We start from the raw sequence: 23,733 nt of genomic DNA on the forward strand, positions 1-23,733 counted from the left end.
CATGGAAGGCAGGCCGACTCGGATATTCATCTGCGAGGGCTCAGCCATCACCCGGACGCAGCTTGCGGACCTGATCGGCAAGCAGGCAGGCCTGCGGCTGGTCGGCAGCGCGGCGGAGCTGATAACCGCAACGGAGGCGCAACGCCGGCAGGTGGATGTGTTGCTGGTTGGAGAGGGTTTGCCCGGCAAGGCGCAGACCCGGGCGGCAGCGGTGCGTGGCATCGCCGTGCTGACCCTGGGGGAAACGGGCGCCTTCCATGTGCCGCGTCCAGGCGCGCGTTCCCCTGCCGAACTGTCGGAGTACGGCCGCCTGTTGGCGGAGCGCTTGAGAGAGGCTTCGCGCAACGTGGGAGCCGTTGGGGGCGGGCCGACGGCGGGGCCCTCATTGCCCCGGCGGCTTGGCGCTTATCCGGGCCGCATTGTTTTCATCGGTGCCTCCACCGGCGGTACCGAGGCGATCAAGGATGTATTGCTGGGGCTGCCGGCCCAGATGCCGCCGGTACTGATGGTGCAACACATGCCCGAGATGTTCACGCCCTCCTTCGCCAAGCGCCTGGATGACCTGTGCGCCTTGCATGTGAAGGAAGCCGCACACGGCGAGCGCCTGCAGCCTGGAACCGTCTATCTCGCGCCCGGGCACTCCCATCTCTCCATCGCCCGCAGCGGCGGTGGCTACCAGTGCGAACTGGCGAGGTCTGAGCCGGTGAACCGTCACCGGCCATCGGTGGATGTGCTGTTCCGGTCAGCCGCGGCCGAGGTGGGGGCGGCCGCCATCGGCGTCCTGCTCACCGGCATGGGCAAGGACGGCGCAGAGGGGCTGCTGCGGATGAAACATGCCGGAGCGTGGACGATTGCGCAGGATCAACAGTCCTGTGTGGTCTACGGTATGCCGCGGGAGGCGGTGGCGCTGGGTGCCGCCCGGGAAGTTCTGCCATTGAACGCTATTGCCCACCATCTGATGCAACGCCTGGCCTCGCCTCTTCATACAGATTGACTAGGATGAATGGGCGAAGGGCGGCTCAAGAAGAAGATGTCGACGCCGATAGACGCTGGTAGGAAGAGGGGCCGCATTCCGGTGAGGGAGGGCGGCTGAACGAGAACGCGGCGATGACCGTGGTGAGGGGGCTTGCGAGATGGGTTTTGTCAGGATAGCGGTTCTGGCAGGCGTTCTGTCCTGCCTCGGAGGCGTGGCCGTGCTTGCTGTGGCGGCCACGCTGGATGTCATGGCGGTCATGGCCTTGGTTCTGGTCGGTACGCTGACCGGGGGCATTGTCTGGTTGATGGCGAAAGGGCGCTGGGGAAGGCCGCTGGAGGCGTTCTCCGACACCTTGAGCAGCATGCAGCGCGATGGCGATCTGTCCCGCCGTGCCCCTGTCTCCGGGGGCGAGGTCGGAGATTGCGCTGCCCGCTTCAACCTTCTCATCGAAAGTTTCCAGGCTATCGTCGGCAAGGTGATCTTCGACGCCCAGCGGGTTGCCGACGCGGCCGATTCGCTGTCCGGGCATGCGCGCAGCGTTGCCGAAGGTTCTTCCGCGCAGCGCCAGGCCTCGGAGAGCATGGGGCAGGCGATCCAGGAGATGACGGCCGGCGTGACCGCAGTCGCCGAAAGTGCCGGCAAGACGGCGGGTAATGCCCAGGAGGCGCGGGAGTTGTCGCGTGAAGGGGCGCGCATTGTCGGGGATGCTTCGTCCGAGATCGCCAGCATCGCCCGCTCGGTGGATGCCTCGGCGCATGTGATCGACGCGCTGGGCCAGCGCTCGGAAGCCATCAGCGGCATCGTCAAGGTCATCCGCGAGATTGCCGATCAGACCAATCTGCTCGCGCTTAATGCGGCCATCGAAGCGGCCCGCGCGGGCGAGCAGGGGCGCGGCTTCGCAGTCGTTGCCGACGAGGTACGCAAGCTGGCGGAGCGCACTTCTGCGGCCACCGGTGAGATCACCACGATGATAGGGGCCATACAGGAGGAAACCCGCAGCGCCATCGCTTCCATTCGCTCCGGCAGCCAGCAGGCGGAGGCGGGCGCGGAGTTGGCGCAGCAGGCAGCCCAGGCGCTGGAGCGCATCAACCTGGGCGCCCAGCGCACCATGGAGCGGATAGACGAGATCGCCATCGCCATCGCCCAGCAGGGGCGGGAAGCCAGCGGCGTGGCGGAGCACGTGCGCGACATCGTCGAGATGGCCGACCGCAACTCGAGTGGGGCCGAACGCACGCTAGGCGAGGCGAAGGAACTGGAAAGCCTGGCGGTAAACCTCCACGAGATCAGCAAGGTGTTCAAGCTGGGTGCGGCTGGCGAGCAGGCCATGCAGGTACACCGCCGCATGCCGGACATGGCTGTGCGGGCTGCGAAGGAGATGGGGAAAATCCTGGAAGAGGCGCTCGCCGCCGGACAAGTCACCGAACAGGCCTTGTTCGAGCCGGAGTACCGGGCGATTCCCTCAACCCGACCGCAGAAATACAACACTGGTTTCGACGCCCTGACGGACCGTGTCTTTCCGCGTCTGCAAGAGGCGGTGCTGCAGGAAAATCCGCAGGTGGTTTATGCGATAGGCTGCGACCACAAGGGCTACGTGCCAACCCACAACACGCGCTTTTCGCAGCCGTTGACCGGTGATTACGACAAAGACTTCGTCGGCAATCGATCCAAACGCATATTCGATGACCCGGTGGGAAAACAGTGCGGTGCCCACCAGCTGCAGTTCCTGATCCAGACCTACCGGCGGGATACCGGCGAAATCATGCACGACATTTCCGCCCCGGTTTATGTAAATGGACGTCACTGGGGCGGTTTCCGCATCGGTTACCGTGCATGAGATGGCTGACCATGCCCAATTTAAGGTGCGAGAATGCGACTCCGAAGCTGGGACGCGAAGGATTTCTCAAGTCCGCGCCGCGCCGGTCGATAAACTGCCCAAGCTGCTCGCGATTTGCGGGTCGCGAGATAAAAGCCGCCCAATGCGGAGAGTGAAATGTCCGATCTGCTGAAGAACATCGATGCCCGTACCCGCCTCGCGGGTACCAACAAACTGGAAATCCTGCTGTTCACCCTCGGGACGGACAACCGAACCGGCCGGAGGGAAACCTTCGGCATCAACGTCTTCAAGGTCCGCGAGGTGATGCGCACGCCGACCATCACCGCCGCCCCGGAGATGCCTTCCTCCGTGGAGGGCATGGTGAGTCTGCGCGGCGTGCTGGTGCCGGTGGTGGATCTCGCGAAGTATGTAGGCATCGGTGCCGAGTCACCGCGGGAAATCATGATCGTCACCGAGTACAACGGCCATACGCAGGGCTTTCTCGTGGAGGCGGTGGATACCATCCTGCGGCTGGACTGGGCACAGATGCGGGTACCGCCCGACATGCTCACTGCCAATATGGGCGGCCTGGTTACCGCGGTAACCGAACTCCCGGGCAACAAGCTGGTGATGATGCTGGACGTGGAGAAGGTGCTGTCCGAGACCACCCGCTACGACGACGCCTTCATGTTCAAGGACATCGAGCCGATGGATCGCGGCAGCGAGCATACGGTGTTCTTCGCCGACGACTCCTCGGTGGCGCGTCGGCAGATCACCCAGACGCTGGATGCGCTCGGGGTGAAGTACGTCGGCGCGGTGAATGGCCGGCAGGCCTGGGAGGAGTTGAAGAAGGTCGCTGCCCATGCCGAGACCACTGGCCGCAAGGTCAAGGACTTGGTCAGCATGGTGCTGACCGACGTCGAGATGCCGGAAATGGATGGCTACATCCTCACCAAGCAGATCAAGTCCGACCCGCGCTTCGAAGGTGTGCCGGTCATCATGCATTCCTCGCTCTCCGGCATGTCCAACCAGCAACTCGGCCGCTCCGTCGGTGTGGACGAGTACGTCCCGAAATTCGAACCCCAACGCCTGGCAGTGACCCTGCGCCGCCTGCTCAATCGCGGCGGCGCCGAAGACGCCTGAAAAAACGGCGTCCGACAATAACGAGGTAACGCTCATGCTCAACCTGGATCGCAAGGATCCCGCCCTGCTGGACACGGTCGATGGCCGCACCATGCTTGCCGGCTCCAACCGCATGGAGATCCTGCTGTTCTCCCTGGGAACCAGCGAAACTTTCGGCATCAACGTGTTCAAGGTGCGCGAGGTGTCGAAGACGCCTTTCATCACCAAGGCGCCCAACATGCCGGCTGGTGTCGAAGGCTTGATCTCCCTGCGCGGCAATGTCATCCCGGTGCTCTCGCTGGCCAAGATCCTCGGCCTAGGAGAGGCCGGCGACCCGCTCGGCGGCTCGATGATGGTCACCGAGTACAGCAAGCGCACGCTGGGTTTCCTGGTGGACGAGGTCGATCGCATCATCCGCGTGGAGTGGGACAAGGTACGTACGCCGGACAACGTCTCTTCCAACGTCCATAGCTTCATTACCGCGATCACTGAACTGGGCGACGGCAAGCTGGTGTCCATCCTCGATGTGGAGACCATTCTCGCCAATACCTTCGGTGAAGCAGTGGTCGGCAACATCGCCCCGCTGGGCAACGGCCACGAGGTGAATGTGTTTTTCGTCGACGACTCCGCCGTGGCACGTCGCAAGATCGCCGAAGTCCTGGACAAGCTGGGGGTACGCCACAAGCACGCGCAGAATGGCCTGGAGGCCTGGACGCGGCTGGAAGGCATGGCCAGTCATGCTCAACAGATGGGGCGGCATGTCGGTGAAGAGATCGATCTCATCCTGGTGGATGCCGAGATGCCGGAGATGGATGGCTATGTGCTGACCCGCAACATCAAGCACGATGCGCGCTTCGAGGGGATCCCGGTGGTGATGCACTCCTCCCTGTCCTCCGAGGCCAACCGCGCCATGGGAAAACGGGTCGGAGTCGATTCGTACGTGGCAAAATTCGACGCCGATGTGCTTGCGGATACCCTGCGCCCCCTTCTCTTGAAGGCGCGGCAGGTTTGACCGCGGCAGCCTGAGGAAACCGGAGAAACAAGATGGCCGACCCCAAAATGCGATTTCTCGTCGTCGATGACTTTTCAACCATGCGGCGCATCGTCCGCAACCTCCTGAAGGAACTGGGTTACACCAACGTGGAGGAGGCTGAGGACGGCGCGGTTGCGCTGCAGAAGCTCAACAGTTCGCAGTTCGAGTTCGTCGTGACCGACTGGAACATGCCCAACATGGACGGGCTGACCCTGTTGCAGACGATACGCCAGACCCCGCACCTGAAGCATCTGCCGGTGCTGATGATTACCGCCGAGGCGAAGAAGGAGAACATCATCGCTGCCGCCCAGGCGGGTGCCAGCGGCTACATCGTCAAGCCTTTCACCGCGGCGACGCTGGCGGAGAAGCTTGAGAAGATCTTCGAGAAGCTCGGCAAGAGTGCCGTGGCCTGAACGGGCTGGCCGCATCGACAAGGGAGCCCGAAGATGGTGAAGAAAGCAAAATTCGACGAGTCCGGTGATTCGGACGATCTCCAAGCCCTGTTCGACAGCATTGCCTCCACGCCGGCGGTGAAGCCTGCGCCGACGCCTGCCCCGGTGGCCGCGCCCGCGGGCGGCGACACTGGCGACAGCGATGATCTGCAAGCGCTGTTCGACTCCGTTGCCGCGGAGTTCACCGCTCCCGCAGCACCGGCCGTCAAGCCGGCTGCCGGGGCCGCCGTTGCCAGCGTCGTCGCCGGGACGGAGGAGGAAGACGGCGCCGACAAGATCGAGGGCGTTTTCACCCGGATTGGACAGATGACCCGGCAAGTCCACGACACCCTGCGTCAACTTGGTTTCGATCATGCCCTGCAGGAGGTGGCGGAAGCGATTCCCGACGCCCGCCAGCGTCTGAGCTACATCGCGCAAATGACCGAGCAGGCGGCGAGCCGTGTGCTCAATGCTACAGACATCGCCCAGCCGATCCAGGAGCGCCTCGGCGCGAATGCCGAGAGCTTGCGGGCCCAGTGGGATCGCCTCTACGCGAACGAATTGTCGGTAGACGAGTTCAAGTCGCTGGCTGCCGAAACCCGTGATTTCATCGGTGGCGTCGCCGATGGCAGCCGCCAGACCAATGCGCAGTTGATGGAAATCATGATGGCGCAAGATTTCCAGGACCTCACCGGCCAAGTCATCAAGAAAGTGGTCGACATGGCCCAGACCCTGGAGAGCCAACTGCTCCAGGTCCTGCTGGAGATCACACCCAACGAAAAGCGCACCGATGCGCACACCGGCCTGATGAACGGGCCTGTGATCAACAGCGAAGGCCGCGACGACGTGGTGACCAGCCAGGAACAGGTAGATGACCTGCTCGAGAGCCTGGGCTTCTGAGCCTGCCACGCGGAATCACCCGGGATCGGCGGCCGCCCCCGAACGAGAATTGGAGCCTGAGAGCCATGAGTGACTTTGCCGGGATGGAAGACTTGCTGCAGGACTTCCTGATCGAAGCCGGAGATCTGCTGTCCGGGGTTGACAACAAGCTTGTCGACCTGGAGCGTTCGCCGGACGATAGAGGCCTGCTCAACGACATCTTCCGCGGGTTTCACACCATCAAGGGCGGCGCGGGCTTTCTGAATGCGACGGAGCTCGTCACCCTCTGCCACCTGACCGAGAACCTGTTCGACAAGCTGCGCAACGGTGAGCTCTCGGTCACGCCCGAGGGCATGGACGTGATCCTGGCTGCCACCGCGGCGGTACGCGACATGTTCGGCTACCTTGAGCGCGGCTCGCAGCCACCCGCCGCCGACGCCGCCCTGATCGAAGGCCTGAAGGCAACGATCTCGGGTGAGGCTGCAGCCCCTGTTCCGGCGCCGGCCAAACCGGCGATCACACCGCCCCCTGCGGCCCCCCGCGCCAGCGGCACGGCCAACGAACCCGACTGGAATCTGCTCTATAACGCGGTGACCGGTCTGCCGGTACCGGTTGCCGAAGTGCGGGCGCCGGACCCTGTGCAGGCGGTCATGGAAAAGCCGCTGGAGGAGGTCGTGCAATCGGCGCTGGGGCGGCGTGCCAGCGACAAGCCTACTGCAGCTGCGCCGCCTGCCGGCCGCCGTGAAGGTGAGCGCCAGCGCGACAACTCCATCCGGGTGGATACTGCGCGACTGGACCAGGTGCTGAATCTCTCCGGCGAAATCGGCTTGACCAAGAATCGCCTGAACGCCCTGCGCAGCGACATCCTCAGCGGCCGCAACGACACCGAGACGCTGCATGCGCTGGATCTGGCAGTGAGCCAGCTCGACCTGTTGGTCTCCGATCTGCAGAACGCAGTCATGAAGACGCGTATGCAGCCCATTGGCCGCCTGTTCCAGAAGTATCCGCGGATTGCCCGCGATCTGGCCCGCAATCTTGGCAAGGATGTGGAACTGGTGCTCGCCGGGGAGGAAACCGAGATCGACAAGACCATGATCGAGGACTTGTCGGACCCCATCATCCACCTCATCCGCAATGCGGTAGACCATGGTGTGGAAGAGTCTTCGGAACGCGTGGCCAACGGCAAGCCGACGAAGTCCATCGTTCGATTGGAAGCCCGCCAGGAAGGCGACCATATCGTGATCATGGTGGCGGACGATGGCCGCGGGATGAACGCCGAACGCCTGCGGGCCAAAGCGGTGGAGAAAGGGCTGATCACCGACGAGGAAGCCAACACCATGGACGAGCGCCAGAGCTACAACCTGGTGTTCCTCCCGGGCTTTTCCATGGCGGCCAAGGTTTCCGACGTATCTGGCCGTGGCGTGGGTATGGATGTGGTCCGCACCAACATCCAGAAGCTTAACGGCTCCATCGATATCCGCTCGCAGCAGGGCAAGGGCACCACCTTCGTCATCAGCCTGCCGCTGACGTTAGCCATTCTGCCGGTACTGCTGGTGCGCCTGGGTGAACAGCCTTTTGCGGTGCCGTTGTCCATGGTGCGCGAGATCCTGCCGGTCGATCCCAAGGAGGTCCAGGAAGTTGGCGGGCGGGCAACCATGGTGGTGCGCGGCGAAGTCCTGCCTATCCTGCCGCTGTCCAGCCTGCTGGGCTGGAGCCAGGAGCGCACGCCGGAGTATGGCGTTCTCATGCAGACGGCGGAGTTGTCTTTCATCCTCGCCATAGACAGTTTCGCCGGCCGGGAAGATGCGGTGATCAAGTCTCTGGACGACTTCCGTCCCAAGGGTGTGGCAGGCGTGACGACACTGTCCAATGGTCAGATCGTGCTCATCCTCGACATGAAGGAACTGCTGGGCGGCGCTGGCGAGCAGCGCGGTGTCGCGCGGGCCGCACTGATGCGGCAGTCGGTGGCGGCATTTGCCTGAACTGGCTTTGCGATAAGGGAGAGAGGCGCCTGGAGGCGCCTTTTTTCCTTATCGCGCCAGCAATGCTGGCGCTTGTTCCTGCTCCACCCCTTGCCTACGATGAAAGCAGAGCAGGCCGGTTCGCGGCCGGCCCGCAGGGGAGGAGACATCGTGGAGTTCGATTTCGATCAATGGAGCGAGCTGGCGAAGAATGACCCGGCTGCCTTCTTCCAGGCGCGCCGGCGCACGATAGATCGCTTCATCTCCGAGCACCCTGTTCCGCAGGCAAAGCGTTTGCGCGAGATGCAGCGCTTCATCGACTGTGTGCGGATGTCGTCCGGCTCCCCCATGCGTGCAGTACGCGGAATCACCTGCCTGATGAAGGACAGGGTGGAAACACTAAGCCGGAAAAGTCTGGAACTGGACTTTGCAACCGCCCGCCTGCGCGAGGTGATGGCGCAGCTGGACGAATGCCGTTGAGGCTGCGGACGGCTGAGTCAGGGGCTCTCAGGCGGTTACCGCAAGCAGCTTGGCGAAGGCCTCATCGAACTGGGCAAGCCCTTCTTTCTGCAGTTGTTCTCCTGCGGCGGTCAAATCTATACCGCAGCCGGCTAGCGCAGCATGGTGGGCGCGGGCCTCCTCGATCCCCTCGGCCAGCGTGGAGGCCACCTTGCCGTGATCCCGTAACGCGTCCAGCGTGCCGTCCGGAAGGGTATTGACGGTTTCCGGCCCGATCAGTGGCTCGACGTAGAGCAGATCGCTGTAGGCCGGGTTCTTGGTGCCGGTGCTGGCCCACAGCATGTACTGGGGGCGTGCTCCGGCAGCCCGCAAGGCAGCGAACTCCGGACCGTGGAAACGCTCGCGGTAGCGCGCATAGGCCAGCTTGGCGGTGGCCACTGCGCTGGTCCCGCGTAGCGCCAGGGCCTCGGCGCTGCCTTTGGTTTCCAGTTGGCGATCCACCAGCGTATCTACCCGCGACAGGAAAAGACTGGCGACAGACATGACGCTGCCGGGATCTCCTCCACTCGCGCGCAGCCGTTCCAGCCCCCGGATGTAGGCGAGCGCTACAGCGTCCACATGAGCCAGCGAGAACATCAGGGTGACGTTCACGCTGACGCCGTGACCGACGAGTGCCTCAATGGCCTCCAGGCCGGCCGGGGTGGCTGGCACCTTGATCAGCAGGTTGGGGCGCGCCACTTCCTTCGCCAGACGCAGGCCGGCAGCCACGGTGCCGGGGGCGTCCGCTGCCAGCCCGGGCGAAACTTCCAGACTGACGTAGCCCGCCGCGCCCCCGCTGTCGCGGAACAAGGGCAGCAGCATGTCGCAGGCGCGCTGCACGTCGGGAACCACCAGTCGCTCGTAACGTTGTTCCGCGCTCAGCGCTTCCTTCTTTAAGGCGGTGAGGTCGTCCTCGTAATAGCGGCCGCCGGCAATTGCTTTCTGGAAGATCGCCGGATTGGTGGTGATGCCAGCCACCCCGTCGTCGCTCAGCAGCCGGGCGAGCTGGCCCTCGTTGAGCAGGGTGCGGGAGAGGTTGTCCAGCCAGATCTGCTGGCCGTGCTGACGGACTTGAAGCAGGGGATTCATGACGTTGTCGAACAGGCTGTTTGGACGGAAGCATCGATTCTGCTACGAATCCGGGCCCGCCGAAAGCGAGGCGAGCGCTTTATCCCAACCCAGTGCGCGGGCGACCGAGGCGAAATTTGCCGCTGGTGCTGCCTGGATGGAGAGGTAGACACCTGTGTGAGGATGTGTAAGGGCCATGCGGGTGCAGGCCAGCAGCAGACGCTGGCTGCCGAAGAGCTGCTGGAACAAACGGTTGTGCTGGCCCTTGCCGAAGGTGGAGTCGCCGATGATGGGGTGGGCGATGTGCTTGAGATGGCGCCGGATCTGGTGACGCCGGCCGGTCAACGGCCATAGTTCCAACAAGGCGTAACGGCTGCTGGGATAGCGGTCCACCCGGTAGGGCAGTTCGGCTGTCGCCAGCCTGCGGTAGCGGGTCACCGCCTGCTGCGGAGTGTCGCTGGCGCCGGCTGGCAGTCGCTCAGCAGGGTCGTGCCGGCGGCTGAGTGCGTGGTCTATGCAGCCTTGTTCTGCGGGATGGCCACGCACGATGGCGGTATAGCGCTTCTCTACCTCGCCGAGTTCGAAGCAACGGCTAAGGGCGCTGGCGCTCTCCTTGTCCAATGCGAACAGCAGGACACCGGACGTGCCTTTGTCCAGCCGATGCACCGGATGCACCCTGCGGCCCAGTTGGTCTCGAAGCAATTGGACCGCAAAACGCTCCTCATGGGCGTCCAGGGCGCTGCGATGCACCAGCAGGCCGGAGGGTTTGTGTATGGCGACCAACCCGTCGTCTTGGTAGAGGATTTCCAGCATGGCGCGGAGCTCGGCGGTGAGTGCGGAAAATAAAAAAGCGACCGGTGTTCCGGTCGCTTCTGGGCAACGGGCGGCAAATCGCCGCCGGGTGCGGATCAGGCGAAGTTCTTCGCCGCGAATTCCCAGTTCGCAAGGCTCGCCAGGAAGGTGGCGATGAAGTCCGGGCGACGGTTGCGGTAGTCGATGTAGTAGGCGTGTTCCCACACGTCCAGCGTCAGCAGAGGCTTGTCAGCGGTGGTGAGGGGACAGCCGGCGCCAGTGGTGTTCACGATATCGACGGAGCCGTCAGCCTTTTTCACCAGCCAGGTCCAGCCAGAGCCGAAGTTACCGGCGGCGGAGGCGGAGAAAGCCTTCTTGAAGTCATCAAAGGAGCCCCACTTGGCCTTGATGGCATCGGCCAGGGCACCAGTGGGTTCGCCGCCGCCGTTCGGTTTCAGGCTGCTCCAGAAGAAGGTGTGGTTCCAGATCTGGGCCGCGTTGTTGAACACGCCGCCGGCCGGAGCCTTCTTGATGATGGCTTCGAGATCCAGATTCTCGTATTCGGTGCCCTTGATCAGGTTGTTCAGGTTGGTGACATAGGCCTGATGGTGCTTGCCGTAGTGGAACTCCAGCGTCTCGGCCGAAATGTGCGGAGCGAGGGCATCCTTGGCGTAAGGCAGCGGGGGCAATGTGTGTTCCATTGATCTCTCCTGTTTTTTGATTCGGGGGTGGAAAGTCCGACGATTCTAGTCAGGATTGAGCCAGCGTGACAATCCCGACAGGCGCCGATGTTAAGCGCAAGCGCGGGTTTCCGAAACCCGCATGGCAGCAAAAGCATATGCGCTCCGCTGCTATGCCGCTCTTTCTTCATGGACCCGTGGGAGGCTCCGGGCAAGGTGGAGAGCCAATGTCCGGCCTGGCTGCGAGGACCTTGGCATCGACCTTGCCATGCGCAAGTTCTATCTCGATCGCGTCGCCTGGCGTCAGCTTTCCGACTGAGCGGAGAATGTTCCCCTTTCCATCCCGCGCGATGCTGTATCCGCGGGCCAGCACCGCTTCCGGAGCGAGGTGCAGGAGGTGGGCCGACAGGGCCGCCAGCTGCTCCCGGCGCCGGCGTTGCAGTACTTCAGCGCTGAGCAGCAGGCGTTGAGCGAGGCGCTCGCAGCGTTCCCTTGCTAGTGCGATCTCAGGCTGGCGGGACGTCAGTCTCAGCTGGAGTTGGGCGTGCCGTTCGCGTTTTTTCTCCACCGAGCGCTGCAGGGCCGCCCACAGGCGTTGGGACAGACTGCTGAGGTCGGTGGCAGCGCGACGCAGCCGGTCTTGCGGGTGAGTGAGGCGAAGGGCGCTGCGGTCCAGCCGCTGCGACAGGGTTTCCAGTTTGCGCCCGACCGCGCGTTGCAACCGCGGGGCCAAAGCCGTAACCGTCTGCTGGGCGGCCACGTAGCCGGAAGTGACAAGTTCGGCCGCACCGGTGGGCGTCGGGGCACGCAGATCGGAGGCAAAGTCTGCAATGGTGAAGTCCGTTTCATGACCGACACCGCTGATCACCGGTACCGGGCAGGCCCGGATGGCGCGGGCGAGAGCTTCATCGTTGAAGCTCCAGAGATCCTCGATGCTGCCGCCGCCGCGAACCAGCAGCAGGACATCCACCCCGTCCGCCATTGCACGGGCGCCGGCCTGGATCACGGCCGCGGTCAGCCGTGCAGCGGCGTCAGCGCCCTGGACCGGGCTGGGGTAAAGAACCACATCGAGATGCGCTGCGCGCCGGCGCAGCGTGGAGAGCACGTCCTGCAGCGCGGCCGCCGCCGGCGACGTCACGATGCCCACGCCGCGTGGGTGGCGGGGCAGGGGCCGGCGAGTGGCCGGATCGAACAGGCCTTCGTTCGCAAGCTTGTCCTTCAGCCGGTTGAACGCTTCGTACAGATTGCCGACGCCAGCCGGCCGCAGCGCTTCGATGCTCAGCTGGTAGTCGCCACGTACCTCGTACAGCGTGACCAGCGCACGCGCTTCCACCCGCATGCCGTTCTCCGGCCGGAAAGCGAGCAGTTGCGCGCGGTTGCGCCACATGGTGCAACGCACCTGGGCCTGTTCATCTTTCAGGGTGAAATAGAGGTGGCCAGACGAGGCGCGGGTGAGGTTGGAAATCTCGCCCGCCACCCACAGGAGTGGAATCGAGGCTTCCAGGGTCTCGCGCGCCAGGCGGTTCAGCGCGGCGACGCTAAGGACCTGTGGTCGTGGGGCAAAACCGGCACTGTCCGTGAGAAGGAGGTCGTTCGACATAGGCGGCGGATTGTAGCGGAATCCACAGGGAAGTCTGCCTGTCAAGCCGTAATCTGCAAGTCCTTGATGGCACAGGGATGATTTTTAAGTGCATGAAATATATGGATTAATCCCTTGCTTATTTTTTGGCAGAGGAGGCAGGTGTTTGGTGCGACGGGGAGTTGGGGAAGATTTCGGAAATAACCCACAAAGTTATCCACAGCTTTTGTGGATTGATGCGGGAGTTCGTTTCACGTTCGCTATGACGGGCTCGCTTGCCGGCACGGAGCCAAGGGCGCTAGAGTTCCGCCTTTCCCTCAGCGAGGTTTTTCCGCGTGTTCGCGATCATCCAGGCCGTCGGCTGGCCTATCTGGCCGCTGCTGCTTGCGTCCGTCGTAGCTGTTGCATTGATCATAGAGCGTTCCATCTCGCTGCGCCGGGCGCGGGTCGTGCCCCCGGGCCTGCTGGATAACGTTCTGGCTGATTTCCGTCAGCGTGGCGTGTCGCCGGAAATGGTGGAGCGCGTGTCGGCGCATTCTCCTTTCGGTCGTGTGCTGGCTGCGGGGCTGCGGAACATCAACAGCTCCCGCGAAGTCATGAAGGAGGCCATAGAGGAGACCGGCCAGGCGGTGGTGCACGACCTGGAACGTTTCCTTACCACGCTGGGAACCATCGCTTCCATCAGCCCTTTGCTTGGCCTGTTCGGCACCATCGTCGGCATGATCGAGATCTTTGCCTCTCAGGGCTCCAGCGGCGCCAACCCGGCGCAACTGGCCCAGGGCATCTCCATCGCGCTCTATACCACCGGCTTCGGGCTGGTGATCGCCATCCCGGCGATGATCTTCTGGCGTCACTTCCGCCGTCTGATCGACGACTTCGTGGTGGACATGGAGCAACAGGCGGTCAAACTGGTCGAGGTAGCCCATGGCGACCGCAAGGCGTGAGGCAGGGCGATGAAATTCCGCCGCCTGGGCCGTCGGCAGGAGGAGCCAGAAATCAACCTCATCCCGCTGATCGATGTGGTGCTGGTGATCATCATCTTCCTGATGCTGACGACGACTTTCTCCAAGGTGTCCGGGCTGGAAATCAATCTGCCTTCCGCAGCCTCCGAGGGTAGTGACACCGTAGCCAACGAGATTGCGGTGGCGGTGACCGCCAGCGGTGATGTGCTGGTCAATCGACAGCCAGTGGTCGGGCGCGACATCGATGCCATTGCTGGGGCGCTGGGCAAAGCGGTGCCGCCCGGCAAGGAGCCCATCGTGGTCATCAGTGCCGATGCCAAGGCGGCTCATCAGAGCGTGATCGACATCATGCAGGCAGCCCAGCGCGTAGGGTTGGCGCACATCACTTTCGCAACCCAGAACCCTCCCCAATAAATCGGCATGCCAGCGGCCTCTCCCGCATTCTGGCAAGAGCGCGGCGTGGCGGGTGCTTGCTTGCTGCCACTGGCCACGCTGTTTTCCGGCCTTTCCGCATTGCGTCGTTTCGCCTTCAGCCGTGGTCTCACGGCGGAGGTGCGATTGCCGGTGCCCGTCGTGGTGGTGGGAAATATCGCTGTGGGCGGCAGTGGCAAGACGCCGGTGGTCGAATGGCTGGTCGGCGTGCTGCGGCGGCACGGATACCGGCCGGGCATCGTCAGCCGGGGGTACGGGGGAACGGAGGAGGGGCCCTGTTTGGTGCCGACTGATGGAGCGGCGCAACGGTACGGTGACGAGCCGTTGCTGCTGTCGCGTCTTACCGGGTGCCCCGTCGCCATTGGCAGGGATCGGCCTGCTGCCGGGGCCCTGCTGCTGCAAGCCCACCCTGGCTGCGATGTGATCGTTTCGGACGATGGCATGCAGCACTATCGCCTTGCGCGTGATGTCGAGATTGCGGTGGTGGACGAAGTGGTGCTGGGCAATTGCTGGCCGCTGCCGGCGGGGCCGCTGCGCGAGGGTTTGTCCCGCCTGCGGGAGGTGGATCTGGTCATCGCCCACGGTGTGCTTTCTGACGGTTTACGCGCGCGGATTGGCATTGGAAACGTCTTTCCGATGGAACTTTCAGGTGAGCGTTTCCGTGCTCTGGATGACACAGGGTATTGGGTTTCTGCCGCGCATTTCCAGGGGCGAGTGATCCACGCCCTGGCAGGTATCGGTCGCCCCGAGCGGTTCTTCTCCCAACTGGAGAGCATGGGGCTGGACGTAGTGCGCCACCCCTTTCCCGACCATCATGCCTTTGTGCCGGCAGATCTGGCTTTCGCCCCCGGCGATGTGAAGATTATGACCAGCAAGGATGCGGTAAAATGCGCGCCTTTCGCTATCGCGGACTGCTGGGAGTTTCCGGTGCAGGCCCGCATCGGTTCGGGTGCCGCCGACCGAATCCTGGAGAAGCTGAGTAATGGACGCCAGACTGCTTGAGATTCTTGTCTGCCCGGTTTGCAAGGGCCCCCTTGATTACCTGAAGGACAAGCAGGAACTGGTCTGCAAGGCTGACCGTCTGGGCTTCCCCATCCGTGACGGCATTCCTGTCATGCTGGAAGACGAAGCACGCAGCCTTTCCGCCGAAGAAGTAGACGCGCTGCGCTGAAGAAGGGCTGGCCATGACGACCTCCTTCCGGGTGGTGATCCCTGCCCGTCATTCGTCGATGCGCCTCCCCGGAAAGCCCTTGCTGGATATCGCGGGCAAGCCGATGGTGGTGCGGGTGCTGGAGCGTGCTCGGCAGGCCGGCGCCGCCGAAATCTGGGTCGCCACCGACCACGAAGGCATCTATGCAGCGGTTCGGGCCGAGGGCGGGCAGGCGATCATGACCCGACCGGATCATCCCAGTGGAACCGACCGCCTCGCAGAAGTGGCCCTGCTGCAGGGCTGGGACGACGGGGATATCGTGGTCAATGTTCAGGGTGATGAGCCGCTGATCGCTCCTGAACTGATTGTCGCAGTGGCCCAGGCGCTGGCGGCGGATTCGGGGGCGTCGATCGCCACCGCTGCCCATCCGCTGAAAGATGTAGCCGAGGCCTTCAATCCCAATGTGGTGAAAGTCGTATGCGACGGCCGTGGCCGCGCGCTGTATTTTTCACGTGCGCCTATCCCGTGGGCGAGGGATGCCTGGTTGGCCGATCGCTCGGCGCTGCCGCCGGGGCTGCCGATGCTGCGACATGTCGGACTTTACGCTTATCGAGTGGGTTTCCTGAAGCAATACGCGCAACTGGTGCCGTCTCCGCTTGAGCAGTGGGAGGCGCTGGAGCAATTGCGGGCGCTCTGGCATGGCCACGGCATTGGTGTGGTAGTGCTGGATGAAGCGCCGGCGGCGGGTGTGGATACCGTGGAGGACCTGGCGCGGGTGCGTCAGATCTTTGCCGCAAATGCTTGAAAAAGTGCGGAATTCTGTTTGACCGGTTGAAACGGCTCGGTTAAGTTTCGGCCTCCTGAAATTCATAACGAGTGGCCCCGTGTGGGGCCCATTCAAGCACCTGGAGGATGTATGCGTTTGATTCTGTTGGGACCGCCGGGAGCCGGCAAGGGTACGCAAGCGAATTTCATCAAGGAGAAGTTCGGTATTCCCCAGATTTCCACCGGGGACATGCTGCGCGCGGCGGTAAAGGCTGGCACGCCCCTGGGCGTGGAGGCCAAGAAGGTGATGGATGCGGGCGGTCTGGTTTCCGACGACATCATCATCGGCCTGGTGAAGGATCGCTTGCAGCAGGACGACTGCAAGGGCGGCTACATGTTCGATGGCTTCCCGCGCACCATTCCACAGGCAGATGCGATGAAGGACGCAGGCGTGCCGATCGACATCGTGCTGGAGATCGACGTGCCGGACAGCGAGATCGTCGAGCGCATGAGTGGCCGCCGGGTGCACCTGGCTTCCGGCCGCACCTACCACGTCAAGTACAACCCGCCCAAGGTGGCCGGCAAGGACGACGTGAGCGGCGAAGAGCTGATCCAGCGCGACGACGACCGTGAAGAGACGGTGAAGAAGCGGCTGGAGGTCTATCATGCTCAGACCAAGCCGCTGGTGGACTACTACACCAAGTGGGAAGCCTCGGGCGACAAGGCGGCGCCCAAGGTTCGCAAGATTTCTGGCCTGGGTTCGGTGGAAGAGATCACCGCCCGTGCGCTGGATGCCTTGAAGTGATTCCGGCTCCCGCCTGAGTAGGCGGGAGTTTTCGACGGCCGGTTCCTGACGGGTGCCGGCCGTTTTCATTGGTGCGGACGGTGAAGTGAGCGCGTTCAATCTTCTTTATGCCCAGGCAGGCGGTGTTACCGCCGTGATCAACGCCAGTGCGGCCGGGGCCATCCGGGCGGCGAGGGCCGCAGGGCCCCGGATAGGCCGGGTGCTGGCGGCTCGCCATGGGGTGCTCGGCGCCTTGGGCGAAGATCTGGTGGATACCGCCGGCTGGTCGGATGACGACCTTTCCCGCCTGGCGCAGGCCCCGGGCGGCGCCTTCGGTTCCTGCCGGTTCGATCTGGATGCGCTGGCTGATAACCCTGCCCAGTACGACCGCCTGTTCGACGTGTTTGCCGCTCACCGCATCGGTGCCTTTCTATACAACGGTGGCAACGGCTCGATGGAGACGGTGGCCAAGATATCCGCCGCCGCACGGGCCCGGGCCTATCCCCTGCGGGCCATCGGCGTGCCCAAGACGGTGGACAATGACCTGGAGGGCAGCGACTGCTCGCCCGGTTTCGGCTCGGCGGCCAAATATCTGGCCACCTCCATGCTGGAGGCCGGGTTGGATCTCGCGGCAATGAGCAGCCGGCGGGGGCGGGTGTTCGTTATGGAGGTCATGGGGCGCAATGCCGGCTGGCTGGCGGCGGCGACTGCGCTGGCGGCGCAGGGGCCGGACCAGGCGCCTCACCTCATACTGGTCCCGGAAGTGCCATTCGACGAGGTGGCTTTTCTCGCCGAGGTCCGGCTTGTGGTCGAGCGCATCGGTTACTGCGCGGTGACCGTGGCCGAAGGGTTGAAGCGAGCGGATGGCAGCCTGGTGATGGAGCAGGGGCAGGATGCGGGCGGCCACATCCAGCTGGGCGGGGCAGGGCAGTGCATCGCTCGGCTGGTGGGGGAGCGGCTGGGTTACAAGTACCACTGGTCTATCCCGGACTATCTGCAGCGGGCCGCCGGGCACTGGCGTTCTGCCACCGATCACGCTCAGGCGCTCGCGGTGGGCGAGGCGGCAGTGGGCTATGCGCTGAAAGGACGGGATGGCGTGATGCCGGCGATCCGCCGGCTGAGCGATCGGCCCTATCGCTGGGATATCCAGGTGGTGGATGTGGCCGCCATCGCCAATCTGGAGCGTCGCCTGCCCGCCGGATTCCTGCGGGCGGACGGTCTGCATGTTTCCGCGGAGGGGCTGCGCCACCTGCGGCCTCTGATCGAGGGTGAATTGCCGCCGACGACCTTGGGTGGGTTGCCGGATTACCGTCTGCCTGCGCTGCCGATGGTTCCCCGGCTCTTGCCGCCTTATCCGGCCTGAGGGCGTTCCCGGCGAATGCGCCTCACAGCTTCACTGCCGGGTTGAGGGTGTATAGGCCGGTGAGGCTGGCCTCGGCCAGGATATGGCCGCTGATCGCCTTGCGCACGTCCGCGCCGTCGAAGCGTCCCTCGACCGGACAGCGCTCCAGGTCAAGCGCATACAGCGTGAAGACGTAGCGATGGCGAAGCAGATCGTTCCAGGGTGGGCAGGGGCCATCGTAGCCGTAGTAGTCGCCCGCCATTTTCTCGTCGCCGGCGAACCAACTGGTGTAGTCGTTCACGCCCTGGCGCGTGCCGAGAAGGGCCGCCGGGCCGGGCTTGCCGCTGGGGGTAACGCGGTCGGAGAAGCTGCCACCGGCGATCTCCCTCAGGTCGGCCGGGAGGTCGACCAGGACCCAGTGGAAGAAGTCCACCCGCGGCAGATCTGGCGGCACGCTGCGGCCTTCCTGATTTACGTCGTCGCCGCGGCTGGGAACGTCCGGGTCATGGCAGATGAGGGCGAAAGAGCGCGTTCCCGGAGGCGGGTCGCTCCAGGCGAGGGCCGGGTTGTGATTGCTGCTCAGTTCCACATGGCCCTCGGCCGGCTTGCGGCCAAAGGCGAATTCTTCCGGGATGGGGGCACCGTCGGCGAAATTCGGGCTGCTGAGTTTCATGCCTGTACTCCTCGATTGCGTCAGGGGAAACTGATTCTAGCTTTCCCGGAAAAGGGGCGTCGTTTTCGGTCTGGGCTGTTCAGCTTGCACTGCGCTTGCGGAAGTCGCGCAGGCGGAATCCCAGCAAGAAGAGCATGCCGAAGTAGCCCGCGGCGCCGGCAAGTACGATGGCTGCCAGGCGAATGATCCGCAGCTGACCGGTCTCCTCCAGCCAGGATGTTTCGGTGCCGCTGCCAAACCAAAGTATGGCCGCCATCGTGAGCAGGGCCGCCAGGAGCTTGGCCGCGAAGCTGCCCCAGCCGGGCTGGGGTATATAGACGCGCCGCCGGCGCAAGCCGTAGAACAGCAGGCCGGCGTTGAGGCAGGAGGCCAGGCCGATGGAGAGTGCCAGCCCGGCGTGCCGCAGCGGACCGATGAAAGCCAGGTTCATCGCCTGAGTGGCCAGCAGGGTGATGACGGCGATCTTCACTGGCGTGCGGATGTCCTGCCGGGCGTAGAAGCCTGGGGCGAGCACTTTCACCAGAATCAGGCCGGTGAGGCCGACGCTGTAGGCGACGAGGGCGTTGCGCGTCTGCAGCACGTCCCCGCTGGAAAAGGCGCCGTAGTGGAATAGGGTGGCGATCAGCGGCGTGGAGAGCAGTGCTAGCGCCAGCGCGGCGGGCAGGGTGAGCACCAGCGTGAGGCGCAGCCCCCAGTCGAGCAGCGAGGAAAAGGCTTCGGCCTTGTCGTCCGCATGCAGCTTGGCCAGGCTGGGCAGCAGGATGGTTCCCAGGGCTACGCCCAACAGGCCGGAGGGAAATTCCATCAGGCGGTCGGCGTAGTAGAGCCAGGAGACACTGCCGCTCTCGAGGAAGGACGCGAATATCGTATTGATGAGGAGCGATATCTGGCTGACGGAGACACCGAGCAGGGCGGGTGCCATCAGCTTGAGGATGCGCCGTACGCCTGGGTCGGAGAGGTCGAGGCGGAAGCGGGGCAGCATGCCGATCCTGGCAAGCGGTCGTAGTTGCAAGGCCAGTTGCAGCAGGCCGCCGATGAAGACTGCCCAGGCGAGGGCCAGGACTGGCGGATCGAAGTAGGGCGCAGCGAGGAGCGCCATGCCGATGAAGCTCAGGTTGAGCAGGACGGGGGTGAAGGCGGGGATGGAGAACTTGCTCCAGGTATTAAGGATTCCGCCCGCCAGCGCCACCAGCGCCATGAAGAAGATGTAGGGGAAAGTGATGCGAGTGAGCTCGACGGTAAGGGCAAACTTTTCTGCGTCGTCCGAGAAGCCGGGCGCAGAGATGTAAATGATCAGCGGGGAGGCGAGGATGCCGAGCAGCGCCACCCCTGCAACGACCAGCCCCAGCAGGGTGGCTACCTTGTCCACCAGTGTGCGGGTGGCTTCATGGCCTTGGCGGTTGCGGTACTCCGCCAGGATGGGTACGAAGGCCTGCGAGAATGCGCCTTCCGCGAACATGCGGCGCAGCAGGTTGGGCAGCCGGAAGGCGACGAAGAAAGCATCGGTTGCCATGCCGGCGCCAAAGGCCCGGGCGACGACAAAGTCGCGAACGAAGCCGAGGATGCGGGACAGCAAGGTCATGCCGCTGACGGTGGCCAGGGCGCGAAGCAGGTTCATAAGTGTTCTGGAGTTCGGGCGCGAAAGGCTGGCCGCGCAGCGAGGCCGCGGCTGGAGCGCTGCGCATGATAGCTGCTCTGCCCCCAATTGCGCGTTTGCGGCTACCTGCAATCTCTATTGCATTGGCGTTTGAAAGCGGATAGACTCGCGGGCTTTCAAGAACCACCAACCAACGGGAATCGAATCTATGGCCAACTCGGCACAAGCTCGCAAGCGCGCTCGTCAAGCGACCAAGGCTCGCGCTCATAACGCCAGCCTGCGTTCGCGTCTGCGTACTGCGATCAAGGCCGTGCGTAAGGCCATCGTGGGTGGAGACAAGGCTGCTGCCCAGTCGGTCTTCCGCACCTCGATGAGCACCATCGACAGCATCGCCGACAAGAAGATCATCCACAAGAACAAGGCTGCTCGTCACAAGAGCCGTCTTTCCGCCGCTGTCAAGGCGATGGCTGCCTGATTCGGCTGCTGCATGGATGTAGAAAAAGCGACCTGCGGGTCGCTTTTTTTTGCCTGTCGCTACTTCCTGAAGAGGCGGGGCTCAGAGCTGCTCCAGCGGCTCCATCTGCAAATCGTTGTCGTTGGCGAAATTGATTAGGAATTTATAAGCCAGCGGCTCGACTTCATAGAGGCGGCGGTCGACGAGGACTGTCTTGTCGCCCTTGAGCGTGCAGCCTGGACGCACATAGGGGGAGTAACGCATCCGGTGGTCCGAGCCGAATGCGGACATGATGCCGCAGAGGCGGTCGGCCCAGTCGCTGGGGCGGAACTTCTTCCCCTCGCAGGTGACCCCGATGATGACAAAGCTTTCTATTTTCTGGTTCATGTGTCACGCATCGTGGCTTCAGAAAAATAGGGCGCCCCTTGCGGGCTCCGCGGAAAAACGGGACGCATTCTAGCAGAAATGCCTAGGTACGAATGCCTTGCGGCAGTGGGGTGATCTGTACTTCGGTCGTGCTTTTGGCTTACCATCTCCGTCTATTTTCCCCAACGGCGGCGTCAGCCGCCGTGCGTTTTTTGTGCTTCGTCCCGATAGGGGTCCTCCATGTCCCACGTCATGAATACCTATGCACGCCTGCCGGTCGCGTTTACGCACGGCGACGGCGCATGGCTATACGACGAGACGGGAAAACGCTATCTCGACGCGCTTTCCGGCATTGCCGTCTCCACCCTTGGCCACAACCATCCGCGCCTGGTGGCTGCCATCGCAGCCCAGGCCGGCAAGGTTCTTCATACTTCCAACCTGTACCGGATTCCCTTGCAAGAGCAACTGGCCGAGCGACTTACGGCACTCTCAGGCATGAAGCAGGTTTTTTTCTGCAATTCCGGTGCCGAAGCCAACGAGGCTGCGATCAAGCTCGCTCGTTTTTACGGGCACAAGAAAGGCGTGGAGCTGCCGACGATAGTGGTCATGGAGAACGCCTTCCATGGCCGTACGCTGGCAACGCTGTCCGCCACCGGCAATCGTAAGGCCCAGGCGGGCTTCGAGCCGCTGGTGAGCGGTTTTGTCCGCGTTCCATATCGGAATATCGATGCGGTTCGTCAGATCGCCGAGCATAACCACAGCGTAGTTGCAGTGATGCTGGAGGTAATCCAGGGCGAGGGCGGGCTCAGCATTGCCGACGCGAGCTATCTGCGCGAGCTGCGAAGCGTGTGTGATCAGCACGGATGGTTGCTGATCTGCGATGAAGTTCAGTGTGGCGTTGGGCGTACGGGCTCCTGGTTTGGCTGGCAGCAGGCGGGTGTGCAGCCGGACGTGATGACGCTGGCCAAGGGGCTGGGCTCCGGGGTAGCGATCGGCGCCTGCCTGGCCGGAGGCCCTGCGTCCGACCTGTGGGGGCCGGGGAATCACGGCACCACGTTCGGTGGTAATCCACTGGCCTGCGCAGCTGCGCTGACGACTCTGGACGTGATTGCTGACGACGGCTTGCTCGCCAATGCGGAACGCATCGGGCAGGAAATCCGCCGCACGCTGGGAGAAGCTCTGAAAGGTGTTGCCGGAGTCGTCGACATCCGGGGGCAGGGGCTGATGATAGGGATCGAACTGGATCGGCCCTGCGGCGTGCTGGTTGCGCGCGGTCTGGAGGTCGGCCTATTGATCAACGTGACGGCGGAGCGGGTGGTAAGACTGCTGCCGCCGCTGACATTCACCTCTCAGGATGCGCAGAACCTGGTGACAGGGCTGGCTCCGCTGATTCGCGACTTCCTGTCGCAGGGGTAAGGAAGGCGCTCTACATGACTGCTAACAAGCATTATCTGCAATTCAAGGATTTTTCCCGCGAGGAGTACGAGTACCTGTTCAGCCGCACCGCGTGGATCAAGTCCAAGTTCAAGCAATACGAGCCCTACCATCCGTTGTTCGATCGCACGCTGGTGATGATTTTCGAGAAGGCCAGCACCCGAACCCGTCTTTCCTTTGAAGCTGGCATGCAGCAACTGGGCGGCTCCGCGATCTACCTCAACACCCGCGACTCTCAACTAGGGCGTGGCGAGCCGGTGGAGGATGCGGCTCAGGTCATCTCCCGCATGAGCGATATCGTGATGATCCGGACCTTCGAGCAAGAGATCATCGAGCGCTTCGCCGGGGCCTCTCGCGTTCCCGTCATCAACGGCCTTACCAACGAGTACCACCCTTGCCAGATCCTGGCGGATGTCTTCACCTTCATCGAGCATCGCGGCAGCATCCAGGGCAAAACGGTGGCCTGGGTGGGCGACTCCAACAATATGTGCAATACCTGGCTGCAGGCCGCGGAAGTGCTGGACTTCAACGTCCGCGTTTCCACGCCGCCGGGCTACGAGGTGGAGCCGGAGCGCGCCGGTTTGCACGGCACCGGTCACTTCGAGCAATTCGAGGATCCTATGGAAGCCTGCCGGGGCGCTGATCTCGTCACCACCGATGTGTGGACTTCCATGGGCTTTGAAGCTGAGAACGAGGCCCGGATGAAGGACTTCGCCGATTGGTGCGTGGATGCGGAGATGATGGCCGTCGCCCGGCCGGGAGCGCTCTTCATGCATTGTTTGCCGGCACATCGCGGCGAGGAGGTTACCGCCGAAGTCATCGACGGATCGCAATCCGTGGTATGGGACGAGGCGGAAAATCGCCTTCATGTGCAGAAAGCATTGATGGAATATCTGGTGCTAGGACGGGTGGAGTCGGACTGATCCGGCCACGTATTTCGAG

Annotated in this window: 25 protein-coding genes; 18 read left to right on the forward strand and 7 right to left on the reverse strand. The window is 63.4% G+C overall.

Features of this window, described 5'->3' with window-relative positions; translation table 11 throughout:
* The first annotated feature begins 1 nt into the window (after position 1).
* From C7389_RS03515 to C7389_RS03550, 8 genes are all read left to right on the forward strand, one after another.
* A complete protein-coding gene (locus tag C7389_RS03515; protein ID WP_133588422.1) occupies positions 2-994 on the forward strand; it encodes a chemotaxis protein CheB in 993 nt (330 codons plus the stop codon).
* Positions 995-1,193: 199 nt separating this feature from the next.
* Positions 1,194-2,810, forward strand: a complete 1,617-nt coding sequence (locus tag C7389_RS03520) for a methyl-accepting chemotaxis protein (RefSeq protein WP_246034611.1) — start codon at positions 1,194-1,196, stop codon at positions 2,808-2,810.
* Between the two features lie 156 nt (positions 2,811-2,966).
* Entirely contained in the window at positions 2,967-3,932 is a 966-nt protein-coding gene (locus C7389_RS03525; protein WP_133588425.1) for a chemotaxis protein, read from the forward strand.
* A 34-nt stretch (positions 3,933-3,966) separates the two neighbouring features.
* Positions 3,967-4,923 carry a chemotaxis protein gene (locus C7389_RS03530; RefSeq protein ID WP_133588427.1) on the forward strand — a complete coding sequence of 319 codons (957 nt, stop codon included), beginning with the start codon at positions 3,967-3,969 and terminating at the stop codon, positions 4,921-4,923.
* Positions 4,924-4,955: 32 nt separating this feature from the next.
* The gene (cheY, locus tag C7389_RS03535) at positions 4,956-5,357 is read left to right on the forward strand and encodes a chemotaxis response regulator CheY (RefSeq protein WP_133588429.1); all 402 of its coding nucleotides are present in this window, start codon (positions 4,956-4,958) and stop codon (positions 5,355-5,357) included.
* A gap of 33 nt (positions 5,358-5,390) precedes the next feature.
* The gene (gene cheZ / locus C7389_RS03540; RefSeq protein WP_133588431.1) at positions 5,391-6,275 is read left to right on the forward strand and encodes a protein phosphatase CheZ; all 885 of its coding nucleotides are present in this window, start codon (positions 5,391-5,393) and stop codon (positions 6,273-6,275) included.
* A gap of 65 nt (positions 6,276-6,340) precedes the next feature.
* Positions 6,341-8,236 carry a chemotaxis protein CheA gene (locus C7389_RS03545; protein WP_133588433.1) on the forward strand — a complete coding sequence of 632 codons (1,896 nt, stop codon included), beginning with the start codon at positions 6,341-6,343 and terminating at the stop codon, positions 8,234-8,236.
* Between the two features lie 150 nt (positions 8,237-8,386).
* Positions 8,387-8,695 carry a DUF3135 domain-containing protein gene (locus C7389_RS03550; RefSeq protein ID WP_162851652.1) on the forward strand — a complete coding sequence of 103 codons (309 nt, stop codon included), beginning with the start codon at positions 8,387-8,389 and terminating at the stop codon, positions 8,693-8,695.
* 27 nt (positions 8,696-8,722) lie between these two features.
* On the opposite strand, the gene tal is transcribed toward C7389_RS03550, so the two are convergent.
* The 4 genes from tal to xseA form a co-directional block, all read right to left on the reverse strand.
* The gene (gene tal / locus C7389_RS25315) at positions 8,723-9,802 is read right to left on the reverse strand and encodes a transaldolase (protein ID WP_246034612.1); all 1,080 of its coding nucleotides are present in this window, start codon (positions 9,800-9,802) and stop codon (positions 8,723-8,725) included.
* Between the two features lie 42 nt (positions 9,803-9,844).
* The gene (locus tag C7389_RS25320; RefSeq protein ID WP_246034613.1) at positions 9,845-10,594 is read right to left on the reverse strand and encodes a pseudouridine synthase; all 750 of its coding nucleotides are present in this window, start codon (positions 10,592-10,594) and stop codon (positions 9,845-9,847) included.
* 95 nt (positions 10,595-10,689) lie between these two features.
* Entirely contained in the window at positions 10,690-11,274 is a 585-nt protein-coding gene (locus tag C7389_RS03560) for a superoxide dismutase (protein ID WP_133588437.1), read from the reverse strand.
* Positions 11,275-11,440: 166 nt separating this feature from the next.
* The gene (gene xseA, locus C7389_RS03565) at positions 11,441-12,853 is read right to left on the reverse strand and encodes an exodeoxyribonuclease VII large subunit (protein ID WP_133588439.1); all 1,413 of its coding nucleotides are present in this window, start codon (positions 12,851-12,853) and stop codon (positions 11,441-11,443) included.
* 314 nt (positions 12,854-13,167) lie between these two features.
* On the opposite strand from xseA, the gene C7389_RS03570 reads away from it, so the two are divergent.
* The 7 genes from C7389_RS03570 (at position 13,168) to C7389_RS03600 (ending at position 18,288) form a co-directional block, all read left to right on the forward strand.
* A complete protein-coding gene (locus tag C7389_RS03570) occupies positions 13,168-13,776 on the forward strand; it encodes a MotA/TolQ/ExbB proton channel family protein (RefSeq protein ID WP_133588441.1) in 609 nt (202 codons plus the stop codon).
* Between the two features lie 9 nt (positions 13,777-13,785).
* Positions 13,786-14,208 carry an ExbD/TolR family protein gene (locus tag C7389_RS03575; protein ID WP_133588443.1) on the forward strand — a complete coding sequence of 141 codons (423 nt, stop codon included), beginning with the start codon at positions 13,786-13,788 and terminating at the stop codon, positions 14,206-14,208.
* A 6-nt stretch (positions 14,209-14,214) separates the two neighbouring features.
* Positions 14,215-15,228: a tetraacyldisaccharide 4'-kinase gene (gene lpxK, locus C7389_RS03580; RefSeq protein ID WP_133588445.1), complete on the forward strand. Its 1,014-nt coding sequence runs from the start codon at positions 14,215-14,217 to the stop codon at positions 15,226-15,228.
* Positions 15,209-15,397, forward strand: a complete 189-nt coding sequence (locus tag C7389_RS03585; protein WP_133588447.1) for a Trm112 family protein — start codon at positions 15,209-15,211, stop codon at positions 15,395-15,397. Before lpxK ends, C7389_RS03585 begins: the two co-directional genes overlap by 20 nt.
* 13 nt (positions 15,398-15,410) lie before the next feature.
* Entirely contained in the window at positions 15,411-16,181 is a 771-nt protein-coding gene (kdsB, locus tag C7389_RS03590; RefSeq protein ID WP_133588449.1) for a 3-deoxy-manno-octulosonate cytidylyltransferase, read from the forward strand.
* Between the two features lie 111 nt (positions 16,182-16,292).
* Positions 16,293-16,946: an adenylate kinase gene (adk, locus tag C7389_RS03595; RefSeq protein WP_133588451.1), complete on the forward strand. Its 654-nt coding sequence runs from the start codon at positions 16,293-16,295 to the stop codon at positions 16,944-16,946.
* A gap of 85 nt (positions 16,947-17,031) precedes the next feature.
* Complete coding sequence (locus tag C7389_RS03600) at positions 17,032-18,288, forward strand: 6-phosphofructokinase (RefSeq protein WP_133588454.1); 1,257 nt, start codon at positions 17,032-17,034, stop codon at positions 18,286-18,288.
* A 22-nt stretch (positions 18,289-18,310) separates the two neighbouring features.
* Here C7389_RS03600 and C7389_RS03605 read toward each other — a convergent pair whose 3' ends face one another.
* Together C7389_RS03605 and murJ are read right to left on the reverse strand one after the other, a co-directional pair.
* The gene (locus C7389_RS03605; RefSeq protein ID WP_133588455.1) at positions 18,311-18,940 is read right to left on the reverse strand and encodes a YbhB/YbcL family Raf kinase inhibitor-like protein; all 630 of its coding nucleotides are present in this window, start codon (positions 18,938-18,940) and stop codon (positions 18,311-18,313) included.
* A 79-nt stretch (positions 18,941-19,019) separates the two neighbouring features.
* Positions 19,020-20,558: a murein biosynthesis integral membrane protein MurJ gene (gene murJ, locus C7389_RS03610; protein WP_133588457.1), complete on the reverse strand. Its 1,539-nt coding sequence runs from the start codon at positions 20,556-20,558 to the stop codon at positions 19,020-19,022.
* 187 nt (positions 20,559-20,745) lie between these two features.
* On the opposite strand from murJ, the gene rpsT reads away from it, so the two are divergent.
* The gene (rpsT, locus tag C7389_RS03615; RefSeq protein WP_004298664.1) at positions 20,746-21,012 is read left to right on the forward strand and encodes a 30S ribosomal protein S20; all 267 of its coding nucleotides are present in this window, start codon (positions 20,746-20,748) and stop codon (positions 21,010-21,012) included.
* Positions 21,013-21,093: 81 nt separating this feature from the next.
* Here rpsT and C7389_RS03620 read toward each other — a convergent pair whose 3' ends face one another.
* Positions 21,094-21,378, reverse strand: coding sequence for a DUF3579 domain-containing protein (locus tag C7389_RS03620; protein WP_133588459.1), 285 nt, complete (start codon positions 21,376-21,378; stop codon positions 21,094-21,096).
* Between the two features lie 219 nt (positions 21,379-21,597).
* On the opposite strand from C7389_RS03620, the gene C7389_RS03625 reads away from it, so the two are divergent.
* Together C7389_RS03625 and argF are read left to right on the forward strand one after the other, a co-directional pair.
* Positions 21,598-22,773 carry an aspartate aminotransferase family protein gene (locus tag C7389_RS03625; RefSeq protein WP_133588461.1) on the forward strand — a complete coding sequence of 392 codons (1,176 nt, stop codon included), beginning with the start codon at positions 21,598-21,600 and terminating at the stop codon, positions 22,771-22,773.
* A 14-nt stretch (positions 22,774-22,787) separates the two neighbouring features.
* The gene (gene argF, locus C7389_RS03630) at positions 22,788-23,714 is read left to right on the forward strand and encodes an ornithine carbamoyltransferase (protein ID WP_133588463.1); all 927 of its coding nucleotides are present in this window, start codon (positions 22,788-22,790) and stop codon (positions 23,712-23,714) included.
* Positions 23,715-23,733: the final 19 nt, after the last annotated feature.

The organism is Azoarcus indigens, from assembly GCF_004361735.1.
In the GTDB taxonomy this organism is placed as follows: Bacteria; Pseudomonadota; Gammaproteobacteria; order Burkholderiales; family Rhodocyclaceae; genus Azoarcus; species Azoarcus indigens.